The following is an 18,067-nucleotide window of genomic DNA, read 5'->3' on the forward strand; positions in this document are numbered from 1 at the left end:
CAAGGGATGCCAGTGTGAAAGAACTGATCGGGGCGTTGATCGTCGTTTCCACCGTTTTGTTCGGGTGTACCGGGGTGTTGGTCGCCGTTGCGTTCGGCACCAAGAAAAGTCGCCTGCAAATACTCAAGACCTTGAGTGGCATGAGCCTTGGTCGCGACCGGTTTATCGGGATCGCCCAGTTGTGGGCCAACCTCTTCCAGCGGGTGTTCGGGAGTACGTTCCTGGCCCGGCGCCAACTGATCAGCATCCCGCTGTACACCTTGCTGGTGTCGCTGGTGTTTTTTGTGGTGTGGCTGCTGGATCTCTACCTGTTTAAAAATCCCGAGCACGTGTTCAATGTGCCGCCGCCGCCGAACGTGCTGCAAGCCATCAAAGACTTCTATGGCAAGGGCCTGCTGGTGGCGATTGTGATCGACTGCGTGACCATCCAGTTGACCAAGTGGAGCATCAACGTGGGTATGCGCCGCGGGTTTGGCTCGTGGCGGTTCCTGTGGTGTTTTTCGGCGACGATTGCCTTGGCCTACGTGCTGTTCAGCGTGGCGGTCTACTGGTTTCGCTGGTCGGACGCGAACGAGCTGTACGCCTTGCTGCCCGCTGACGAAGTGCGGCCAACCATAGCCTTCGACCCGTTGCGCAATGTGCTGTATGCGATAGCGCTGTTTCAGCCCGTGACGTTTATCTATGCCACGTCCGAAGGCTTTATCTCCAGTTACTTCATGCCCGAGCCGATCCTGTTTTACTGTGCAGTCACCGGAACACTCTCGCTGCTGACCATCACCGTGGCCTACCAGTTCGCCAGGGGCGCCGACCTGCTGCGACGGTTGTGCATGGGCTTTGTCAGCCACGTCGGCACGCCCCGGACCAACGCCATGAGTGTGGTGTTCATGATGCTGTTGGGGCTGGTGTTGGTGCCGTTGTGTCTGATGGCTATTTATTTGGCCGTCTGAAGATTCGGCTCATTCAGTCAGAAGCGCTCATCCATCAGGGCCGGCAAGGTCAGTTCCTTGACGAAACTGGCCGATGACAGGCTCAACGCCATGCGCACCACCTGCACCACGTCGTGTACCGGGATCAATTGCCCGTCGCCGCGCTGCTCGGCCTCAAGCCGGGAGGTGCTCAATGGATCCTCGGTATTCAGGTAACCCAGGTTCAGGCAGGTCACGCCCAGGCGCTGGTGCCGATAACCTTCGCGCAAGGCATCGGCCATGCCGCGCAAGGCGAACTTCGACGCACCGAACGTCACCTCCGGGCGCCCACTCTGGGGCAGGCCTGAGGTCGAGCCGGTAAAGATGATGCGTGGGTTGGCGCTTTTTAACAGCACGGGTAGCAGGCGCTTGATCAACAGCAGGGGCGCGGTGATGTTGCAACTGACGATGGCTTCCAACTGCGTGTCTTCATCCTTGAGGAAGCTGTAGGCCGCATCGAATGCCTGTTCTTCCCAGATACCCAGGTTATAGATCAGCGTGTCCAGGCCGTCCTGTGCCACTGCCTGCTCGATGAACTGCGCGGCCTGCGCCGGTTGGCCAAGATCGGCTTCTACCCACGACACTTCGGCGCCGGTGCTGGATAGCAGGTCGGTTGGACGGCTGCGCGAGACACCGATCAAGGTATCCCCCACGCCGCCCAGACCCTCCATAAAAGCCCTGCCCAAACCCTTGCTAGCACCGACCACCATGGTTCTCATCGATCTCTCCTGAACTGACGTGCTGATGGAAAGTGCGCATGCAAACAGAGGGCGAGAGTGATGGCAATTGAATGGCTGTATCCAAATGTTTACCGAGAGGCCCTTCAACAACCTGCACGAGAACAAGTAAACCGCAGGCATAATTGCTGCCTCTACTGCCTGAAGCCCCGACCTGGAGCCCCTGATGAAACCCGCTGCCTTACTGACCCTGTTGTTCACTGCCATGCTTTTCAACACTTGGGCGGCGGCAGCAGGCGACGCCGAGGCAGGCGCCAGGCTGTTCACCAAGACCTGTGGCGGTTGCCACAGTGTCGGGCTGAATGCCCGTGGCGGCTTCGGGCCACAGCTCAATGGGGTGATCGGGCGGCTGGCGGGCACCACGGCGGACTATCAGTATTCCGACGCGATGAAAAATTCGGGCGTGGTATGGACCCGGGAAAAGCTCGCGGCCTATATCGAGAACCCAAAGAAAGTGGTGAGTGGCACGCGCATGATTTTCTGGGGGATCAGCGATCAGGAGAAGATCGGGAATCTGCTGGCGTATCTTGAGACCTTCCAGGGGCAGTAGCCGGGTACAGCCAAATCCATTGTAGGAGCCAGCAAGCCGGCTCCTACAGGTCAGGTGTCGATTTCAACTGCCTTGTGGGGTTTCCCCGCGCGCCAGCCGCGCATTGATGTCGTCGATCACCGCCGGCAGGTCGACGATGGTATCGATCAGGTAATGCGGCCGCGACCCTTCAAACATCTGGCTAATACGCTCGCGCTGCTGCGCCAGCTCGGCGGCTGGCAGCGCCTGGTATTGCGCGTAGGTCAGGCCCAGGGCGTTACCGGAGCAGGTCAGCGCCACCGTCCACATGCCGGCACTGCGCCCTTCCAGGATCCCCGGCCAGGTGTCATCGACCTTGACGCACGCCGCCACATCGCTGATGCCCAGGGCAATCACGTTGGCCAGGGCCTGGGCCGGATGCGGGCGGCCATTGGGCACTTCGTCAGTGGCCACGACATGGTCGGCCACGTAGCCATTTTGCCGCGCCAGCTCGACCACCTTGGCCATCACCACCGCCGGGTAACCGGAGCACGAGCCAATCTTCAAGCCCTTGCCTCGCAGGGTTTCAATCGCCTCCAGCGCGCCGGGAATCACCGCCGAGTGCAGGGCGATCTTCTCGATCTGCAGCGGCATGAAGCGCTCATACAGGGCGGTGACGTCGTCGTCGGTCGGCTGGCGGTTGAACACCGCACGATAGCGCTCGGCAATCTGCGGCTGATTGCACAGGGTGCGGATGTGATCCCACTTGCCCATGCCCATCGGCCCGCGCGCTTCCTCCAGGGATACGGCGACGCCGAACTCGGCAAAGGCCTCGACGAAAATCTGCGTGGGCGCAAACGAGCCGAAGTCGACAACGGTGCCGGCCCAGTCCAGGACCACGGCTTGCAGCTTGGAAGGTGGTTGGTAGTTCATGGTGGATCTCCATTTTCGGGTATGAGCAGGCCGTCCCTCGATAAATGAGGTAAGCCGGTTGAGTGCAAAAAGGGTGAAGCCAATCAGGTAGCCGGTATGGGGCTGGCCTCGAACAGTTCGGCGATCATCGGGCGGTTGCGCCGGATGCCCAGGCAACACAGGTGGTAGTCGATGGAAAACGGGTGGTCGACAAAGGTGATCGGTGTAGTGCCCGGTGTTTGGGCATATTCCACCGCCGACACAAAGCCAATGCCGATGCCCTTGGCGATGGCGTGCACGATCGCCTCGCGGCTGTTGAGCTGCATCACGCAGTTGAGGTCCACCCCCAGGCGCTTGCAGCTTTCTTCCACCAGTTGCCGGGTACGCGAGCTGCGTTCACGCATGACCCAGCGCTCCTGGCTGATTTGCGCGACGTGCACCTCTTTCTGCGCTGCCCAGGGATGGTCGTCGCGCACCACGGCGATGATCGGGTAGCGCCGGTACAACTGCGTATCGAAGCGTTGGTCAAACTCCGAGAGGGCCAGGATTGCCACGTCGATATCAAAATTGAACAGGCGGTCGAGGGTCTCCTTCTCTGGGGAAAACGAGGTTTCCAGCTCGATATCCGGATGGCGCTGCATCAACTCGTACGTCAGGTTCATGGCGATCGGCGGCGAGACCGCGCCCAGGCGCAACATCCCGGTCTTGCGCTGCTTGAAGCTGTGCAGCAATTGCATGGCTTCATCCTCCTGGCCGAACAGGCCCTGGGTGATCCCGTAGAGCGCATGGCCGGCCGAACTCATCTCGATAAAGCGCCCACGGCGGTGGAACAACTCCACCGAGAACTGCTTTTCCAGGGCATTCACCTGTTCGCTGACCGTTGGCTGGCCGACGCTCAGATACTCGGCGGCGAGGGTGAAACTGCCGGTCTTCGCCACCGCATGAAAGGAACGTAGCCACTTGTGGTACTGGTACATAACGCATCCTGTTCCAGGGGCATCAACGGCGGATAAACAGGGCCACCACCGCGCTGCACAGGCAGGCCGAGGTGACGACGATGAAGATCAGCGACGTATTGCCGGTACTGTCGAGCATACTGCCGATCAGGGGTTCCGCCAGGCCAGCAAACAGATAAGACGAGAAGTTCATCACACCCGTGGCCGTGCCTGCGCGCTTGGCGCCCACCAGGTCCGGGCACAGCGCCCAGAAGCTGGACGCCGGGCCGTAGACAAAGAACCCGCAGAGAAACAGCGCCACCAGGCCGATCGCGCTATGGGGCGGCAGGCTCCACATCCACAGGCTGGTGGCGGCGCCGAGGAACATATAGAGCATGATCGCCAGGTAGCGTTTGGAGCCGAATAGCTTGTCCGACACCCAGCCATTGCTCAGGGCGCCGACGGCCATGCCCACCGGCAGGGCGACGGTGATCCACTTCGGATCGACCATGCTGTCGCCGCTTTTCCAGTTGGCGCCGAGGAAGTGCACCGGCACCCACACGATCAGGCCGTAGCGCGCAGCGTTCTGGAAACCCAGGGACACGGCGGCAATGATCAGGCGTGCGTTTTTCAGCACCGCCTTGTAGCGCTGGGCCGAGGTTTCTTCTGCGCCGTGGGCCACTTCATGGCCCTTGTCCGCGGCGTTGGCCACACCGGTATCGGCCAGGGGTTCGAAGCCCAGGTCCTGCGGGCGTTCGCGGGCCACCAGGTAAAACAGGATGCCGCCGGCCAACATCAGCAGGACCGGCAGGCGGAAGATCCAGCGCCATTCCAGTTGCAGCACCTCCAGCACCACGATGGAGGTCACATAAGACAGCACCGACGCACAGCCCGCGGCGAATACATAGAAGCCATAGACCCGGCCGCGCTCGCTGGCACTCCACCAGTTGGAGATCAGGCGGCTGCCCGGCGCCCAGCCCAGGGCCTGGAAGTAACCGTTGATGCCCCACGGCAAAATCAACCCGGCAAAACCACTGGCAAAACTGGTGACCCAGTTCGCGCCACAGGACAGCACGGCGCCCAGGGTCATGATGCGCCGGCCACCGAACTTGTCGGCCAGGTTGCCGTTGATCGCCTGGCCGATGGCATAGGACCAGAGCATGGCGGCCGAGATCCAGCCCAGCACTTCCTTGGTCAGGCCGAACTCGGCTTGTATCCCAGGGATGGCGAAACCAAACGTCTGGCGCCCGGTGTAGAAAAACAGGTAACAAAACATCGCCGCCAGCAGCATGCGCCACTGGGCAACACGGAACGACGCCGAGCGAACGGCAGGGACAGGCAGGGTGTGTGCACGATTCATGATGTTTTCCTTATTGTTATTCGCCCCCGAGGCCGCAGCGACGGGGAGGCACCCTTTACAGGTGCAAGAGGAAAGACTGAATTGCGTTGAGCCTAGGCGGCTTGGGTACCGATAAAGTTCTTGCCGCGCGCGCCTTGCAGGGCGAAGCGGATCATCGCGGCGGCCTCGGTGGGTGTGACGCCGTAGTCGGCAAACTCGGTTTTTACCTCCAGGCTGTGCAGGAAGTTGCGCAACCGGGTCTGGGCTTTATCCAGGTCATCGCCGAACACCCGTTGCAGGGTGCGATCCCGGGACGCGTCATGCCCCCACGCCAAACCCAGGACCAGCGGCAGGGTGAAGGAGCAGGCGATGCCATGGGGCAGGCCGTGGTGCAGGGTCATCTCGTAGGAAATGGAGTGGGCCAGCGCAGTCTTGGTGTTGGAAAACGCCAGGCCGGCCTTGAGCGCGGCCAGGGCCATGCGTGAGCGTAATTCCTGATTGCCGAGGTCTCGCCGCAGTTGTGGCAGGCACTCCAGGATGTCTTCGATGGCCGATACCGCGAAGGTGTCAGAAATCGGATTGGCGTTGATGTTCCAGATCGCCTCCAGGGCGTGGGACAAGGCGTCCAGTCCCGTCGACACCGTGACCCCGGCCGGTACGGTCAGCATTAGCTGTGGGTCGACAATCGCCACCTTCGGCCAGGTGCAATCCAGGTGCAGGGAATACTTCTTGTGGCTGGCCGAATCCCAGATCGTCGCCCAGGGCGTCACCTCACTGCCGGTGCCCGCAGTGGTCGGCGCTGCGATCAGGGTCTTGCAGTGTGCCGGCACAAACGGCTGGCCGGTCGCCAGCAATGCCAGCAACTCATCGAACTGCCCGGACTCGGTGCCGACAATCAGCGCCTTGGCCGTATCAATCGCACTGCCGCCACCGACGGCCAGCACCACATCGCAATCCCCGGCTTGCAGCCAGAAGCGCTCGTAGGTTTCACGCAACTGCGCGACATCGGGATTGGGCTGCACATCCTCGACGACATACACCAGACGCTCGCCCAGCAATGCCTGGATCCGCTCCACCAACCCCAGGCCACGGGCCTCCGGGAAGGTGACAAGGGCGACGGTCTGCTGCGCGGTGATACTGGCCAGGTCTTGCAGGCAGCCCCAGCCGAAGCGGGTGTCTACCGGGTTGTGGAATCGGGCGGTCATGGCGGGTTCCTGGTTTTTGTTGTAGGAAGTGGCGCCAATAGTCGGGGAGGGTGGGGGAGAGCTCAAATCGATAGATTGGGGGGATGGATTGGTTGGGCCGATAGTGGGACACACAGCTGCACTGGGGCAGTGCCCAGGTCTTTTTAGCGGTTGACCTTCCAGGGCGGGTTCAAGCGGTTTTCACCTGCCCAATAGAGTTTGATGCAGTTGCCTGACGGGTCATGAAGGATTGCTTCGCGCCACAGGTAGGGCATATCGGTGGGTAGTTGATCGAAGGTTATCCCCTTACTGATCAGGTCACTCACCCAGCGATCCAGCGGCTCATGCTCGAAGTAGATTACCGCGTTGTTACCCCCTGCGGTTTCAACCAGGGATAAGGAAAATGTCGCTCCATTGCCGGGGCACGAAAATCGGCAGTAGTGATCGGTGGAGACTATCTGGGTGAAACCCAGCGTTAAATAGAACGCGACGGCGGCCGGCATATCCGTCACGGGCAAGGTCACTTGGTTCATATTCATCGTTGATTCCTCAGGAAACGCTGAAAAGTCCAGCGATGACCGCTGACGACCTGTGTGCTTGCGAAGGTCGTATACCTCAGCTAGCTTGCTCAGCGTCGGTTCGCAATGATCAGGTTACATCAGGAGCTATGAGAGTGCATGGATGCCCAGTGCTTCGTAGAAATACAGGTACCACCAGGTACTGGCCTTCATCCTTCAGTGCACGAAGCAGTGCTGTTTCATCAGTGCAGTTGGCCATAATTCAAAGTCGTATTTATAGCCGTCATTATTAGGAATCCACCAGTGACTGGTCGGGAAATTACTACAATACCTAAGGTGATTATTAAATGGATTTTATTGATGAACTTGTGCGGTTGAATGGGTTGGAAACCCAGGATCAGTGGTTTTCAGCTATCGAAAAAATCAACGACAAGTATGGGTTTACCAAAGTCCTGATCGGGTTGTTGCCCAAGTATGATGCCGATTTGAGTGCTGCGATGATTGTCAGTAACTATCCGATGGCCTGGCGAAGTCGCTATGACCAATTGCGTTATGCAACTATTGATCCTGTGGTTGTTTATTCGTTTAAAAATGTCAGGCCCGTTGTCTGGGATGAGTCATTGTATTGCACGCCCCGCCAACGAGAGTTTCGCGAAGAGGCCAACGCTTATGGACTTTCCAGGGGGATCACTTTTCCCCTGCATGGACCTCAGGGACAGTTCGGTACTTTCAGTCTGGCGGTAGACGCTCAAGACATTGCTGGAACGACACGTCATATCAATGCCATGATTCCAAAATTATCCATTCTTAAAGATGTCATTCTGCAAAGCGCTTTGGACGGTGCGGGCAAGTTGACTGGAGCAAGGGTGATTTCCCTGACGACTCGTGAGAAAGAGATTCTCAAGTGGTGCGCCGTCGGGAAAAGCTCCTGGGATATTTCCAGGATCTGTGGCTGTTCGGAAGCCAATATCAATTATCACTTTGCGAGTATCAACACCAAGTTTGGCGTTGCGTCCCGTCGGGCTGCCGCAGTGAAAGCTGTTTCGCTCGGGCTGATCAGCCTCTAGCGCTGCCACAATCTCCTTTCTATATCCAGGCACCCGCTCTGGCTTCACGGTCAGCGGGTTATCTGTGGTTTTTTGAAGGAGGGGCAACCGGCCATCATGCATTGGATCCAAAATCAATGCAACTGGTTACCCTACTAGTATGACCATTCTGTTAAGGCGGATAGATTGAGGTTTAAGTGTTCGTAGGGAAGGGAATCCAGTGCATTTCACAATCGGTCGGCGGGATGAAATAGATAGTGAGCAACTGTGCGCCATGCATAGGCTGCGCGCAGATGTTTTTAAAAAGCGTAAGGGCTGGGATGTTGCAATCATTGCCGATATGGAAATTGATGGTTATGACGCACTGGAGCCTCTCTACATGCTGATCAAGGATGGCGGAGACAGTGAGATCAAAGGGTGCTGGCGTTTATTACCTACTACGGGCCCCTACATGCTCAGGGATACTTTCTCCGAGTTGCTTGAAGGGCGACCAGCGCCTGTTTCTTCCCAGGTATGGGAACTCAGTCGATTTGCCGTAACCCCTCGATATCCCGGTAACAAGGGGTTTTCCGACTTTACCCTGGAGGCCGTAAAGGCCATCGTTGCCTATGGTGTCGAGCAACATATCCAGGGTTATGTGACGGTTACAACGGTAGCGGTAGAGCGAATGCTGATCAGGGCTGGCCTGGTGATCACCCGGCTTGGGCCGGTACGTGTCATTGGCCAGGAAAAGGCCATTGCCCTGGAAATAGATCTGGGTGCGGTGACTCAACGTGCGCTGTTTGGCGTATCCAGAAGTTGTTGTGGCGCTACGTTGCAGTAGCTAACGATCCGCAGGGTGGCGGCCAGAGCAATCTGTCGGCATCGCTAACCAGAGTACGAAACTTCAAGTCGTTCGAAGTGGTGTGCCCGGATTGGTTTGTCTTCGTAAATGTACTCTTCCTATAAAAAGCTGCAGGGCGAACTGCCTTGCCGAATAACTGTCGTCCAGGGAAACAATAAAATGGCTACGATTATTAAGGAAGTCGATATACCACTCATGTTGGACAGCGAAGTGGTTGCCACTTTCATTTCATTCGATGACTTGAAAGATCCTGTTGAGCATATTGCTATTCGCCTGGGCGGGTTCATGGCCGACGGTCAGAAGTTGCCGTTGGTCAGGTTGCATTCCGAGTGTTTGACCGGTGATATTTTTCACTCCATGAAGTGTGATTGTGGCGACCAACTTTCAGAGTCACTACGCCTGATTAACGAAGTAGGTGGGTATTTGATTTACCTGCGCCAGGAGGGCCGGGGCATCGGTTTGTATAAGAAGCTGGAGGCCTATGCACTGCAGCAGCATTCAGGTGTGGATACATATGAAGCCAACAATATGCTCGGATTTGCCGATGACTTGCGCGATTACTTTGATGCTGCACAGATGCTGCAAGCATTGGGTTGCCCGAAAATAATCTTGCTTACGAATAACCCGGAAAAAGAGTTGCAGCTAATAAACCTGGGTATCGAAATTATCGAGGTCAAGTCCACTGCCATGCATATTGGCAAGCATAACGAAGGCTATATAAAAGCAAAAATAGAAGTAACCAATCACCAGTTCACTGCCCAGGCAGGGGGTACTCAATGATTCAGCATCAGGCACCTATCAGCGGTCTCTCACTGTTTGAGCAACAGTACATTGCAACGGCAGGCTACGATAACCAGATAATTTTGTGGAATGCACAAACACGCCAACCCCTGCAACGCGGCTGGCATGACCATTTGGCCAACTACTGTGATTTTTCCCCTGACGGCAGCCTGTTGGTGACGGCGAGCAGTGATGGTTCGACCCGGCTTTGGAGCGTGCCTGAGTTTAAATTGCAATGTGTCATGACCAGCCACAGTGATGACGTCATGCAGGCCAAGTTTTCTCCCGATGGTGAGAAAATCGCCAGTTGCTCTTACGACAGTAGTTTGTCGGTGCATCACAAAGATGGAAGTTTCATCTGCAAGATGCAAGGGCATAGTGGCCTGGTAGAGAGCTTCGATTGGACAGCCGACAGCCTGCAACTTTTGTCCTGCGGCACCGATGGGACCATTCGTGCTTGGGACGCGGCCACCGGGGAGTGCCTGGCGACCAAGGAGACGGAAGGCCACGATATGGACGCCTTGGTGACGCTCTCGGCGGGGGTCTTTATCGTTGGCAATAATGACGGTGAACTTCAGGTCATCAATGGCAATACGGTTGTAAATACCTATAAGGGGCATCGCTCCAGCGTCAAGAAGCTGGTGAAGTCAAAGTTCGACAATAGTCTGCTGAGCCTGGGGTATGACGGGATCGCGGTGCTGTGGTCGATCGAGGGGCAGACTCTGGTGGAGTGGAAACGTTCTGAGTATCCGAAGGAGATCTGGGCGCGCTCGGCGGAGTTTCAAAGACGCGACAAAATCTATTTCGCGACGTTTGGTTCTACGTTCGCCATTTGGGATATCGCCCGCAACCATTGGGACCTTGAGGGCTTTGTCCCTTCGGCCAGCTTGAACTCGGTGCATGCGGCAGAAGGCGTTATCTACAGTATTGGCGATGCGGGTCTGTTGAAGGCCGATGGCAAAGATATGGGCGGGCCACAATCGCTGTGCAATTTTGTGGTGAAGACCGGACCGGTCCTGGTATGTGGCGGACAGACCGGACAAGTGTTTGATGTCCTGAAAAACCGTGTGGTTTATGCCCATCACGCCCCTCTCAACTGCGGGGTGAACTTTAAGTTGGATGGCGAGCAGCGCCTGGCGGTGGGGAGTTATTCCGGCGATATCATCATCTTCAAGGTTAACGATCGGCACTTGGAGTTTGTGTCCTGCCACAAGATTCATGAAAACGCGATCAAGGGCATTTCGTTGCATGGCAACTGCCTTTATACCGGGTGCGCCGATGGTGAAATCGGCGTAACCGATATCCGCTCCTATGAAGTGGTCAACAAGATCACGCATGCCCATGAGGGCATATTGAATGACCTCTGTTCCTATGCAAGCGGTGTTGCCACGGTGTCCCGGGATCTGACCCTGAAGTTATGGGGTGAGCCGAGGGCGGCGATTCCCAGTCGTCACACTCACTCCATCAAGTGCATCGCGTCGAACGACGACGGCAACTTTATCGCCACTGGCAGTTATGGAGGCACCGTCGATATTTACGACTGCACGGCCCGGGAGTGGTTGGGCAATGTGCGAAAAGTCAGTACGGCAGGTATTTCCTCCCTCACCTGGGACGACGAAAAACAGCGTTTCCTGGCGTCGTCCTATGACGGGCGTATTTACGCCGTCGAGCTTGGCTGACCTTTAATTTTCAGCGTGGACTTATAACAATGAATGCACGAGAAAAAGTAGTTGTGGCAGAGAAATGTACGGTCACATCACCGCTCGATCCCTGTGAACAACCTGCAGTCTATCAACCTCAAACCGGGTTGCTTGAAACGTTGGAGCGGATGAACCGTTTCCGGGAAACGCCAGAAGCCGCTGCATTACTGCGCAGTTTCGAGGAGTCGACCGACTTGTCCCGGCGTTTGCAATTGGGCACGGAGTTGGCGATCAGGGGCGATCCCCGGATCATCGCGGGCGCGCTGAATAATCTGGTGTCCATTCCTGCGGGCGAGGCACATATTGGTATCGATGAGTCGAAAATCGATGCAGTCGTGCGTGAATATGCCGATGTGGGGGTTATTCGCGACTGGATTCTCAAGGAAGTACCTCGGCATACGGTGTCCCTGGCGGGCTTCAATATTTCGAAGTATCCGGTGACCAACCTGGAGTACCTGGCGTTTTTACGGGATTGCCCCAACGCTGAGGTGCCGACGTCCTGGCCTTTGCGGGCGTTTCCTTTGCACTACGCCAACCATCCGGTGTACTCGGTGAGTGCGGGCGCGGCGGATGCGTTCTGCGCCTGGCTTTCGGCCAGGACCGGCAGGACCGTGCGCTTGCCTGACGAGGCGCAATGGGAATACGCCGCCGGTGCCGGCGAGTTTGAGTACCCATGGGGCAACGAGGCCAGGACCGAAAACGCCAATACCGCCGAGCTTGGTCTGTTATCCACGACGCCGGTCGGTGTTTTCCCACAGGGCGCATCGCCGTTCGGCCTAATGGACATGGGCGGGAACGTCGAGGAATACACATCGAATGATTACGACGCGTATCCCAATGGTCCTTTTGTCATGGACGACTTGATTTCCGAGAGCCGGCCGACCTATCGAATCACCCGGGGCGGTTGTTTTGGCCGTTTTGCCGATCTATGCCGGGTTTCCCGGCGGCACGGGTTGAGCATTACCCCCTATGCCTCGTTGTATGCCGTGGGTTTTCGAGTGGTTGCCGAGTGAGACTGCGCGCGTTCGGAGCCCAGGACTTGTGGCGGTTGAGCAAAGATATCAACAGCCAGGCCATGCACACCATGTTGTCGTTCAGCGCCCTGATGATCGCGAATGCCATCGACATGGTGTTCATCGCTCACCTTGGTCATGAGTCTCTGACGGCAGCAAGCCTGGCCAGCCCTTTCATGTGGTTGATGAACACGATTGCCATGGGCATTGCCCTGGCGATCAGTGTCCATGTGTCCAAAGGGCAGGAAAGGGCCGAGGGCAATACCGTTATCGATGTGTTGCTGCCTGGCCTGCTGATGGGTGCAGTGGTCTATGGGGTCGTGCTATTGGGCGCAGGCCTGAACCTTGAGGCGGTGCTTGGAGCGATGGGGGCAGCGCAATCCATTTATGAGCAAAGCGAAGGCTATTTAAATACTTGGCTGTACGGCTTCATCATTACCCTCACGTTTGCCATTTCCACGGCATACCTGCGTGGTCTGTCATTGTTCAAAACCCAGGCCATCGTGGTTGCGGTGGTTTGCCTGATGAACATTGTGCTCGATCCACTGCTGATGTTTGGCGTGGGTGGTTTCGACGGATTTGGCCTGGTCGGCTCGGTGTATGCCGCCTGGCTGGCACAGGCCTTCGGGGCACTTGTATGCATTTACTTTGGCGTCAGGAAAACCCGTGCCACCGGTCCCCGCAATCTGGGGGTGGGCAAGATAATCAAGGCCGCCGCGAACATTTCCCGATTGGCCTGGGTGACCAGTTCCACCGCAACCTTCTGGCCCATTTCTGGAATCGTGGCCACTTATCTGATCTCTAAACTGGGAGACGCGGAAGTTGCAACCATGGGGGTTATTTCAAAACTGCAACCCTTGATCATGATTCCCGTGTGGGGGCTGTCAGCGGTCACCACCGTGCTGCTGAGCAAGGCATTCGTTCAACAGCAGCAGGGCCAGGTAGGGATGATTTTCAAGTCCGGCTATGGACTGGTCCTGGTGTGGCAAACCGTCGTGGCATTGCCGTTCATTGTATTTGCCCTGCCGGTGGCGCGTTTCATGTTGGGTGGATATGAAGATGCACTGCCCTTTGTAGTGACGTACTTGATGATCATCCCGATCACGGTATTCGGCAGAGGCATGCTGTACCTGGCCGTTCATGGGTTGCCAGCGATTGAAAGAGCCAGGACCGCCATGGCGATTGATGCGGTGTATGTCCTGTTGCTTCACACCGGCTGTTATTGGGTGGGTTATCTGTTTAACGATTTCAATCTGGCCCTGCTGATGTTGTTGGCGTTGAATCTGCTGGGAGGCGTGCTGGCTGTCTGGGTGGCTAGAGGCGCCCGGCGCTCCCTGCCCATGCCGAAAACGCAGCACCGGCCGATGGAAACTATTTGATATTTACCGACGGGTGCGACTATGGAAGTGCTGATTATCGCTGGTAGCCCAAGAATGGATTCGCAAAGTTCGAGGGTTAGTAGAATCCTGGAAGATTATTTACGTGACTATTCAGTATTTACACCGACAGTCCTGAATTTGGCAACACAGCCCATCGGCCCTGAGAGTGATGAACTTGCAAGCAGGGCCGAGGCCTTCATTGTTATCGCGCCGGAGCACTCAGGCATGGCTCCGCCGGTACTCAAGGAGTTTTTTGTTTCCAGCGAGTACCCGGTGCTGGCGCACAAACCGGCATTGATTGTTTCGATTTCCAGCGGCATGGGGGGGAGTTACCCCGTCCTGGATCTACGTGCCACTACTTATAAAAATACAAAAATCTGCTACATGCCGGATCACCTGATTATTCGTGAAGTGCATAACTTTGGGGCGGATATGAGCAGCAGTCTTCATCCTGGTCTGGGGCGGCGTATCAGCGCCTGCGTGCAAATGCTGGAGTTGTACGCGCGCCAACTTTCGGTTGTTCGTGCTGCCCTGTTGGGGGTTGGTGCGGCGATCAGCTACGGCATGTAATCCTTATGGGCTTGATCGACTATGAAACCACAAGAACTTCACCAGTTGGTGTTCAACTTCAGGGCGGCTCGTGCTGTCATGTTCGCGGTACAGGCAGGCCTTTTTGAAGAGCTTTGCCAGGAAGACCTGACGATTGATGAACTCGTTGCCCGGCTTGAATTGCATCGTGTGTCTACAACGATCCTCCTGGAAACCCTTGTGCAACTCAACATCCTGAACAAACAAGGCATGCACTACAGCGTTGCGCAGGATCTTCGGGCCACGTTGCGCCGGGATACCGCGGGGTCGATCGCCAACTTGCTATTGCTGGACGCCAACCATTGGTCGAACTGGTCGGTGGCGGAGGACTTCTTCCGTCCGGGGCAGGCCACGTCGTTTGCCTATGACCGGCAGAGCAATTTTGCGGTGGCCATGCAACAGGGCGTCGGCGAGATGAATGTGCGTTTGGCCCAAGTGCTGCTAGCCCATGCCCCTCGGCATATCGTGGATGTGGGGAGCGGACCGGGATTGTTGATTGAACAAGTGTTGGGAACGGCGACTGATCTTAAGTACACGCTGGTGGATTTTGCGAGAACCCTGGACATAGCCAGGGGGAACCTGAGTGCTTATAAACAGTTTGATGTGAACTTCCTACCCCATGACATCGTGCTCGGGAAGTTGCCGATAGAGGCCGATTGTATTGTTATTTCGCGACTGTTGATGGGCTTTGACGAAACCGAGGCGAAGCAGATTCTGGGGAATATCTGTCATGGCCTGGTACACAACGGTGTGCTGGTAATCAATGAGTTCGATACCGATACGAAAGTAGGCGCATTGATGTCGTTGGATATGCTGGTTAATTGTGGGGCGAGAGTCTATGGCCGGGATCAACTTGCGAAACTTCTGGATGAGTTGGGCTTCGAGATAGTTTCAGAGCAAGCCACTACGGTATTCACTCGCGCGTTGTCTGCCAAAAGGAAAGGGATATGAGTCAAGAAAAACTTGGAAAGACCCCCCAGGTGTTTGTCGATCAGCTCTACGATGGACTTGAAGTGATTAATGACATTTTTACCGCCAATGGGCTCGAGTATTGCCTGGCGGCGGGTACTTTGCTGGGGGGCGTGCGCCATACCGGTTTGATTCCTTGGGACGACGATGCTGATCTCTATATTCTCGAGGCCGATATCGAAAAGTTTTTTTCTTTGGAACAGCAATTTGCCGAACGGGGTTATCGCCTCAGTCAACAGCCTTGGGAACTATGGGGCGGTTATAAGGTGTTCTCGACAGCGGGCATTTCCATGCCGGAAGAGAACAATCGCGATTACTTATATCCCTCTGTGGACATCTTTCCGTTGTCCGAACAGGACGGGTATCTTCGCTATACCAGTCACCTGGCATTGGCTAATTGGCCCCGCGAGTATCTGACAGTGGAGGATTGGCATTCCCGAGGCGCTATGCGTTTTGGGCATCTCGATTTACCGGCTCCTGACGCATTGGCCTCCAGGCGCTATCTGGAGCGTGCGTACGGTAACGAATGGAGTAGCCATGCAGCAAAGGGGTTTGACCATCGGTATGAAGTTGATCTGGATACCGAGAAAGTGACCCTGAGTGACTTTCGGTGTGCGGTAAAAACCCGAGCCTGAACCCAGGCCGTCCCTGTTGATAGTCCAGCGTTACAGGGCGCCTTTAGGTTATCAACAGGTTTCGCTACTTCGCTTTTGCTCTGCAACAGGTGAACTGTGATGAAAAAAGCTATTGTCCTTGCCGCAGGCATGGGGTCTCGTCTTGGACGAGCCTCTGACTCTACTCCCAAGCCACTGACTGAGGTCAATGGCCTTAGTATCCTGGCTAATGCACTGAATATTCTCGTCGAGGCGGGTTACCAGGAGGTTGTAGTGGTGATCGGCTACAAGGGTCTGAAGATACGGGCCTTTGTCGCGGCGCTGGAGTTGCCGGTGACCGTGCGATTTATCGAAAACGCAGAGTGGGCCACTACCAATAATTTGTATTCGTTGTATCTGGCCTCCCATGAACTGGAAGGCGAGGAGGGGGTCACGTTGCTGGAGGGCGATATTTTCTTCCGCGCCTCGGTGATTACGGCTTTGGACGCACAAAGCGGTCGCGAATGCCTGGCAGTTGTCTCACCACTTACCCCACTGATGGAAGGCACCTTTGCCGAGGTGGATGCCCATGGACTTATCCGGCAGTTTGGTAGCAGCAAAGCTGATGATCATCTGACCGCCGATAGGCCACTCAAAACGGCCAATATCTATTACTTGTCAGCCCAATTCTGCAAAAAATATTTGATCGGAGAACTTGAACGGAACGTCAGGAACAACCGGTTGAATGACTATTACGAAGTGACTTTCAAAACTGCGTGTACGCAAGGTATGGGGTTCAAGGCAATTGAAGTCGATCCGGGCACCTGGATTGAAATAGATAACTTATATGACCTGCGTATCGCGTCTTATCAGTTTTCCGAGCATAAGCATGCGTTGCTTTCCAGCCAGCATGGGGGGTATTGGCGCTTCCCTGTGACCGACCACGCCCTCATCTACAACCTGCACTTCCCGCCTGCGGGGCTGAAGAAGCTGATGGTTGACCGCTTCGCTGACATCGCCCTCAACTATCCTGCCTCGGCGGGTGCGAGCCTGCCGCTATTGTCGGACTTCCTGGGGGTGCCTACCGAAAACCTGGTGATTGCCAACGGTGTCTCGGAAATCATTCGTCTGATGCCCAGGCTCTTTGGCGGCAATTTGCTGGTGTTCGAACCTTCGTTCAATGAATTTGCCAATGCCTTCCCCGTGGAGCGTGTTACGACGATCAGGTTGACTGCGCAAAATCAGTTTGCGCTGGATATCGAGCACACGCTGCGCGTCATTGAGCAACAAAAGCCGAGTGCGATTGTGTTGGTGACGCCGAACAATCCCACGGGCGGGCTTATTCCCAAGGATACGATCCTGGAACTCTATAGGCGTACCCGGGATCAGGCGCCCTATCTGATAGTGGACGAGTCATTTCTCGATTTTTCCGGTGATGCACGGGATCAATCGTTGCTCCACGACCTCTTGGTTTTGCCAAGAATCATCGTACTAAGAAGCATGAGCAAAACCTTCGGTATTGGCGGCCTGAGGCTGGGGTACGCGGCCAGTGCGGACCAGGACTGGTTGGACGCTTTGCGTAAGGAACTGCCGATCTGGAACATCAACGGATTTGCCGAGGAGTTCATGCTCAACCTTCCGCAATACCGTAAAGAATATGCGGCCAGTTGCGCCCAGGTGCGCAGCGAGACGGATGATCTGGTTGCGCAGCTACGTGAAATCGAGGCCCTTGAGGTATTCGCTACGGCCAGCAACTTTGTGTTGTGCCGCTTGAAACCAGGCTACCCGTCGGCCCCGGAACTGGCTGCGTTGCTGGTTGATGACTTCAGCATCTTCATTAAGGAATGCAGCGGAAAAGTCATGGATGACGCCGATCGATACTTGCGCATTTCCTCCAGGAATCGTGAGCAGAACGACAGGCTTATTGACGCGTTAAAACACGTATTGCTTCTGGACGACTACACACTGTGCGTTCGAACTGGCGTCAAACTGACCCGCCCAGCCCTCAGTCAAGATGCAGCGCTCAGCGAGTGATGACCCTATGAACCCGATTGAGT

General features: G+C 56.2%; 18 protein-coding genes. 12 read left to right on the forward strand and 6 right to left on the reverse strand.

Features of this window, described 5'->3' with window-relative positions:
• The first annotated feature begins 14 nt into the window (after window positions 1–14).
• Window positions 15–947 carry a hypothetical protein gene (locus tag AC19YY_RS27920; RefSeq protein WP_169956255.1) on the forward strand — a complete coding sequence of 311 codons (933 nt, stop codon included), beginning with the start codon at window positions 15–17 and terminating at the stop codon, window positions 945–947.
• 17 nt (window positions 948–964) lie between these two features.
• On the opposite strand, the gene AC19YY_RS27925 is transcribed toward AC19YY_RS27920, so the two are convergent.
• Window positions 965–1,684: an SDR family NAD(P)-dependent oxidoreductase gene (locus AC19YY_RS27925; RefSeq protein WP_172314388.1), complete on the reverse strand. Its 720-nt coding sequence runs from the start codon at window positions 1,682–1,684 to the stop codon at window positions 965–967.
• Window positions 1,685–1,868: 184 nt separating this feature from the next.
• Between AC19YY_RS27925 and AC19YY_RS27930 the strand changes: the two genes are divergently transcribed.
• Complete coding sequence (locus AC19YY_RS27930) at window positions 1,869–2,252, forward strand: c-type cytochrome (RefSeq protein WP_500605161.1); 384 nt, start codon at window positions 1,869–1,871, stop codon at window positions 2,250–2,252.
• A 63-nt stretch (window positions 2,253–2,315) separates the two neighbouring features.
• Here the strand turns inward: AC19YY_RS27930 and phnX are convergent, their stop codons facing one another.
• The 5 genes from phnX to AC19YY_RS27955 all read right to left on the reverse strand — a co-directional run bounded on the left by phnX (window position 2,316) and on the right by AC19YY_RS27955 (window position 7,119).
• Window positions 2,316–3,143, reverse strand: coding sequence for a phosphonoacetaldehyde hydrolase (phnX, locus tag AC19YY_RS27935; protein WP_500605162.1), 828 nt, complete (start codon window positions 3,141–3,143; stop codon window positions 2,316–2,318).
• An 83-nt stretch (window positions 3,144–3,226) separates the two neighbouring features.
• Window positions 3,227–4,099, reverse strand: coding sequence for a LysR substrate-binding domain-containing protein (locus AC19YY_RS27940; RefSeq protein WP_169956265.1), 873 nt, complete (start codon window positions 4,097–4,099; stop codon window positions 3,227–3,229).
• A gap of 22 nt (window positions 4,100–4,121) precedes the next feature.
• Window positions 4,122–5,417 (reverse strand): MFS transporter, encoded by a 1,296-nt coding sequence (locus AC19YY_RS27945; protein ID WP_169956267.1) that lies wholly within the window; start codon window positions 5,415–5,417, stop codon window positions 4,122–4,124.
• 92 nt (window positions 5,418–5,509) lie between these two features.
• A complete protein-coding gene (psrA, locus tag AC19YY_RS27950; RefSeq protein ID WP_170058282.1) occupies window positions 5,510–6,601 on the reverse strand; it encodes an iron-containing alcohol dehydrogenase PsrA in 1,092 nt (363 codons plus the stop codon).
• Between the two features lie 143 nt (window positions 6,602–6,744).
• On the reverse strand, window positions 6,745–7,119 hold the full coding sequence (locus AC19YY_RS27955; RefSeq protein ID WP_169956271.1) for a VOC family protein: 375 nt from the start codon (window positions 7,117–7,119) through the stop codon (window positions 6,745–6,747).
• 326 nt (window positions 7,120–7,445) lie between these two features.
• On the opposite strand from AC19YY_RS27955, the gene AC19YY_RS27960 reads away from it, so the two are divergent.
• From AC19YY_RS27960 to AC19YY_RS28005, 10 genes are all read left to right on the forward strand, one after another.
• Entirely contained in the window at window positions 7,446–8,165 is a 720-nt protein-coding gene (locus AC19YY_RS27960) for a helix-turn-helix transcriptional regulator (RefSeq protein ID WP_170058283.1), read from the forward strand.
• 199 nt (window positions 8,166–8,364) lie between these two features.
• Window positions 8,365–8,967, forward strand: a complete 603-nt coding sequence (locus AC19YY_RS27965) for an acyl-homoserine-lactone synthase (protein WP_169956275.1) — start codon at window positions 8,365–8,367, stop codon at window positions 8,965–8,967.
• Window positions 8,968–9,147: 180 nt separating this feature from the next.
• On the forward strand, window positions 9,148–9,768 hold the full coding sequence (gene ribA / locus AC19YY_RS27970; protein WP_500605163.1) for a GTP cyclohydrolase II RibA: 621 nt from the start codon (window positions 9,148–9,150) through the stop codon (window positions 9,766–9,768).
• A complete protein-coding gene (locus AC19YY_RS27975) occupies window positions 9,765–11,447 on the forward strand; it encodes a WD40 repeat domain-containing protein (protein WP_500605164.1) in 1,683 nt (560 codons plus the stop codon). The genes ribA and AC19YY_RS27975 overlap by 4 nt, the downstream gene beginning before the upstream one ends.
• A gap of 29 nt (window positions 11,448–11,476) precedes the next feature.
• Window positions 11,477–12,481 carry a formylglycine-generating enzyme family protein gene (locus tag AC19YY_RS27980; RefSeq protein WP_500605165.1) on the forward strand — a complete coding sequence of 335 codons (1,005 nt, stop codon included), beginning with the start codon at window positions 11,477–11,479 and terminating at the stop codon, window positions 12,479–12,481.
• 35 nt (window positions 12,482–12,516) lie between these two features.
• Entirely contained in the window at window positions 12,517–13,860 is a 1,344-nt protein-coding gene (locus AC19YY_RS27985) for an MATE family efflux transporter (RefSeq protein ID WP_172314396.1), read from the forward strand.
• A 21-nt stretch (window positions 13,861–13,881) separates the two neighbouring features.
• The gene (locus AC19YY_RS27990; protein WP_169956284.1) at window positions 13,882–14,430 is read left to right on the forward strand and encodes an NAD(P)H-dependent oxidoreductase; all 549 of its coding nucleotides are present in this window, start codon (window positions 13,882–13,884) and stop codon (window positions 14,428–14,430) included.
• Window positions 14,431–14,451: 21 nt separating this feature from the next.
• Window positions 14,452–15,399, forward strand: a complete 948-nt coding sequence (locus tag AC19YY_RS27995; RefSeq protein WP_500605166.1) for a methyltransferase — start codon at window positions 14,452–14,454, stop codon at window positions 15,397–15,399.
• Window positions 15,396–16,052, forward strand: coding sequence for a LicD family protein (locus tag AC19YY_RS28000; RefSeq protein ID WP_169956288.1), 657 nt, complete (start codon window positions 15,396–15,398; stop codon window positions 16,050–16,052). Before AC19YY_RS27995 ends, AC19YY_RS28000 begins: the two co-directional genes overlap by 4 nt.
• Before the next feature lie 99 nt (window positions 16,053–16,151).
• Entirely contained in the window at window positions 16,152–18,044 is a 1,893-nt protein-coding gene (locus tag AC19YY_RS28005; RefSeq protein ID WP_492634163.1) for an aminotransferase class I/II-fold pyridoxal phosphate-dependent enzyme, read from the forward strand.
• The last annotated feature ends 23 nt before the right edge of the window (window positions 18,045–18,067 follow it).

The sequence above is a fragment of the Pseudomonas sp. MF09156 genome (assembly GCF_059862305.1).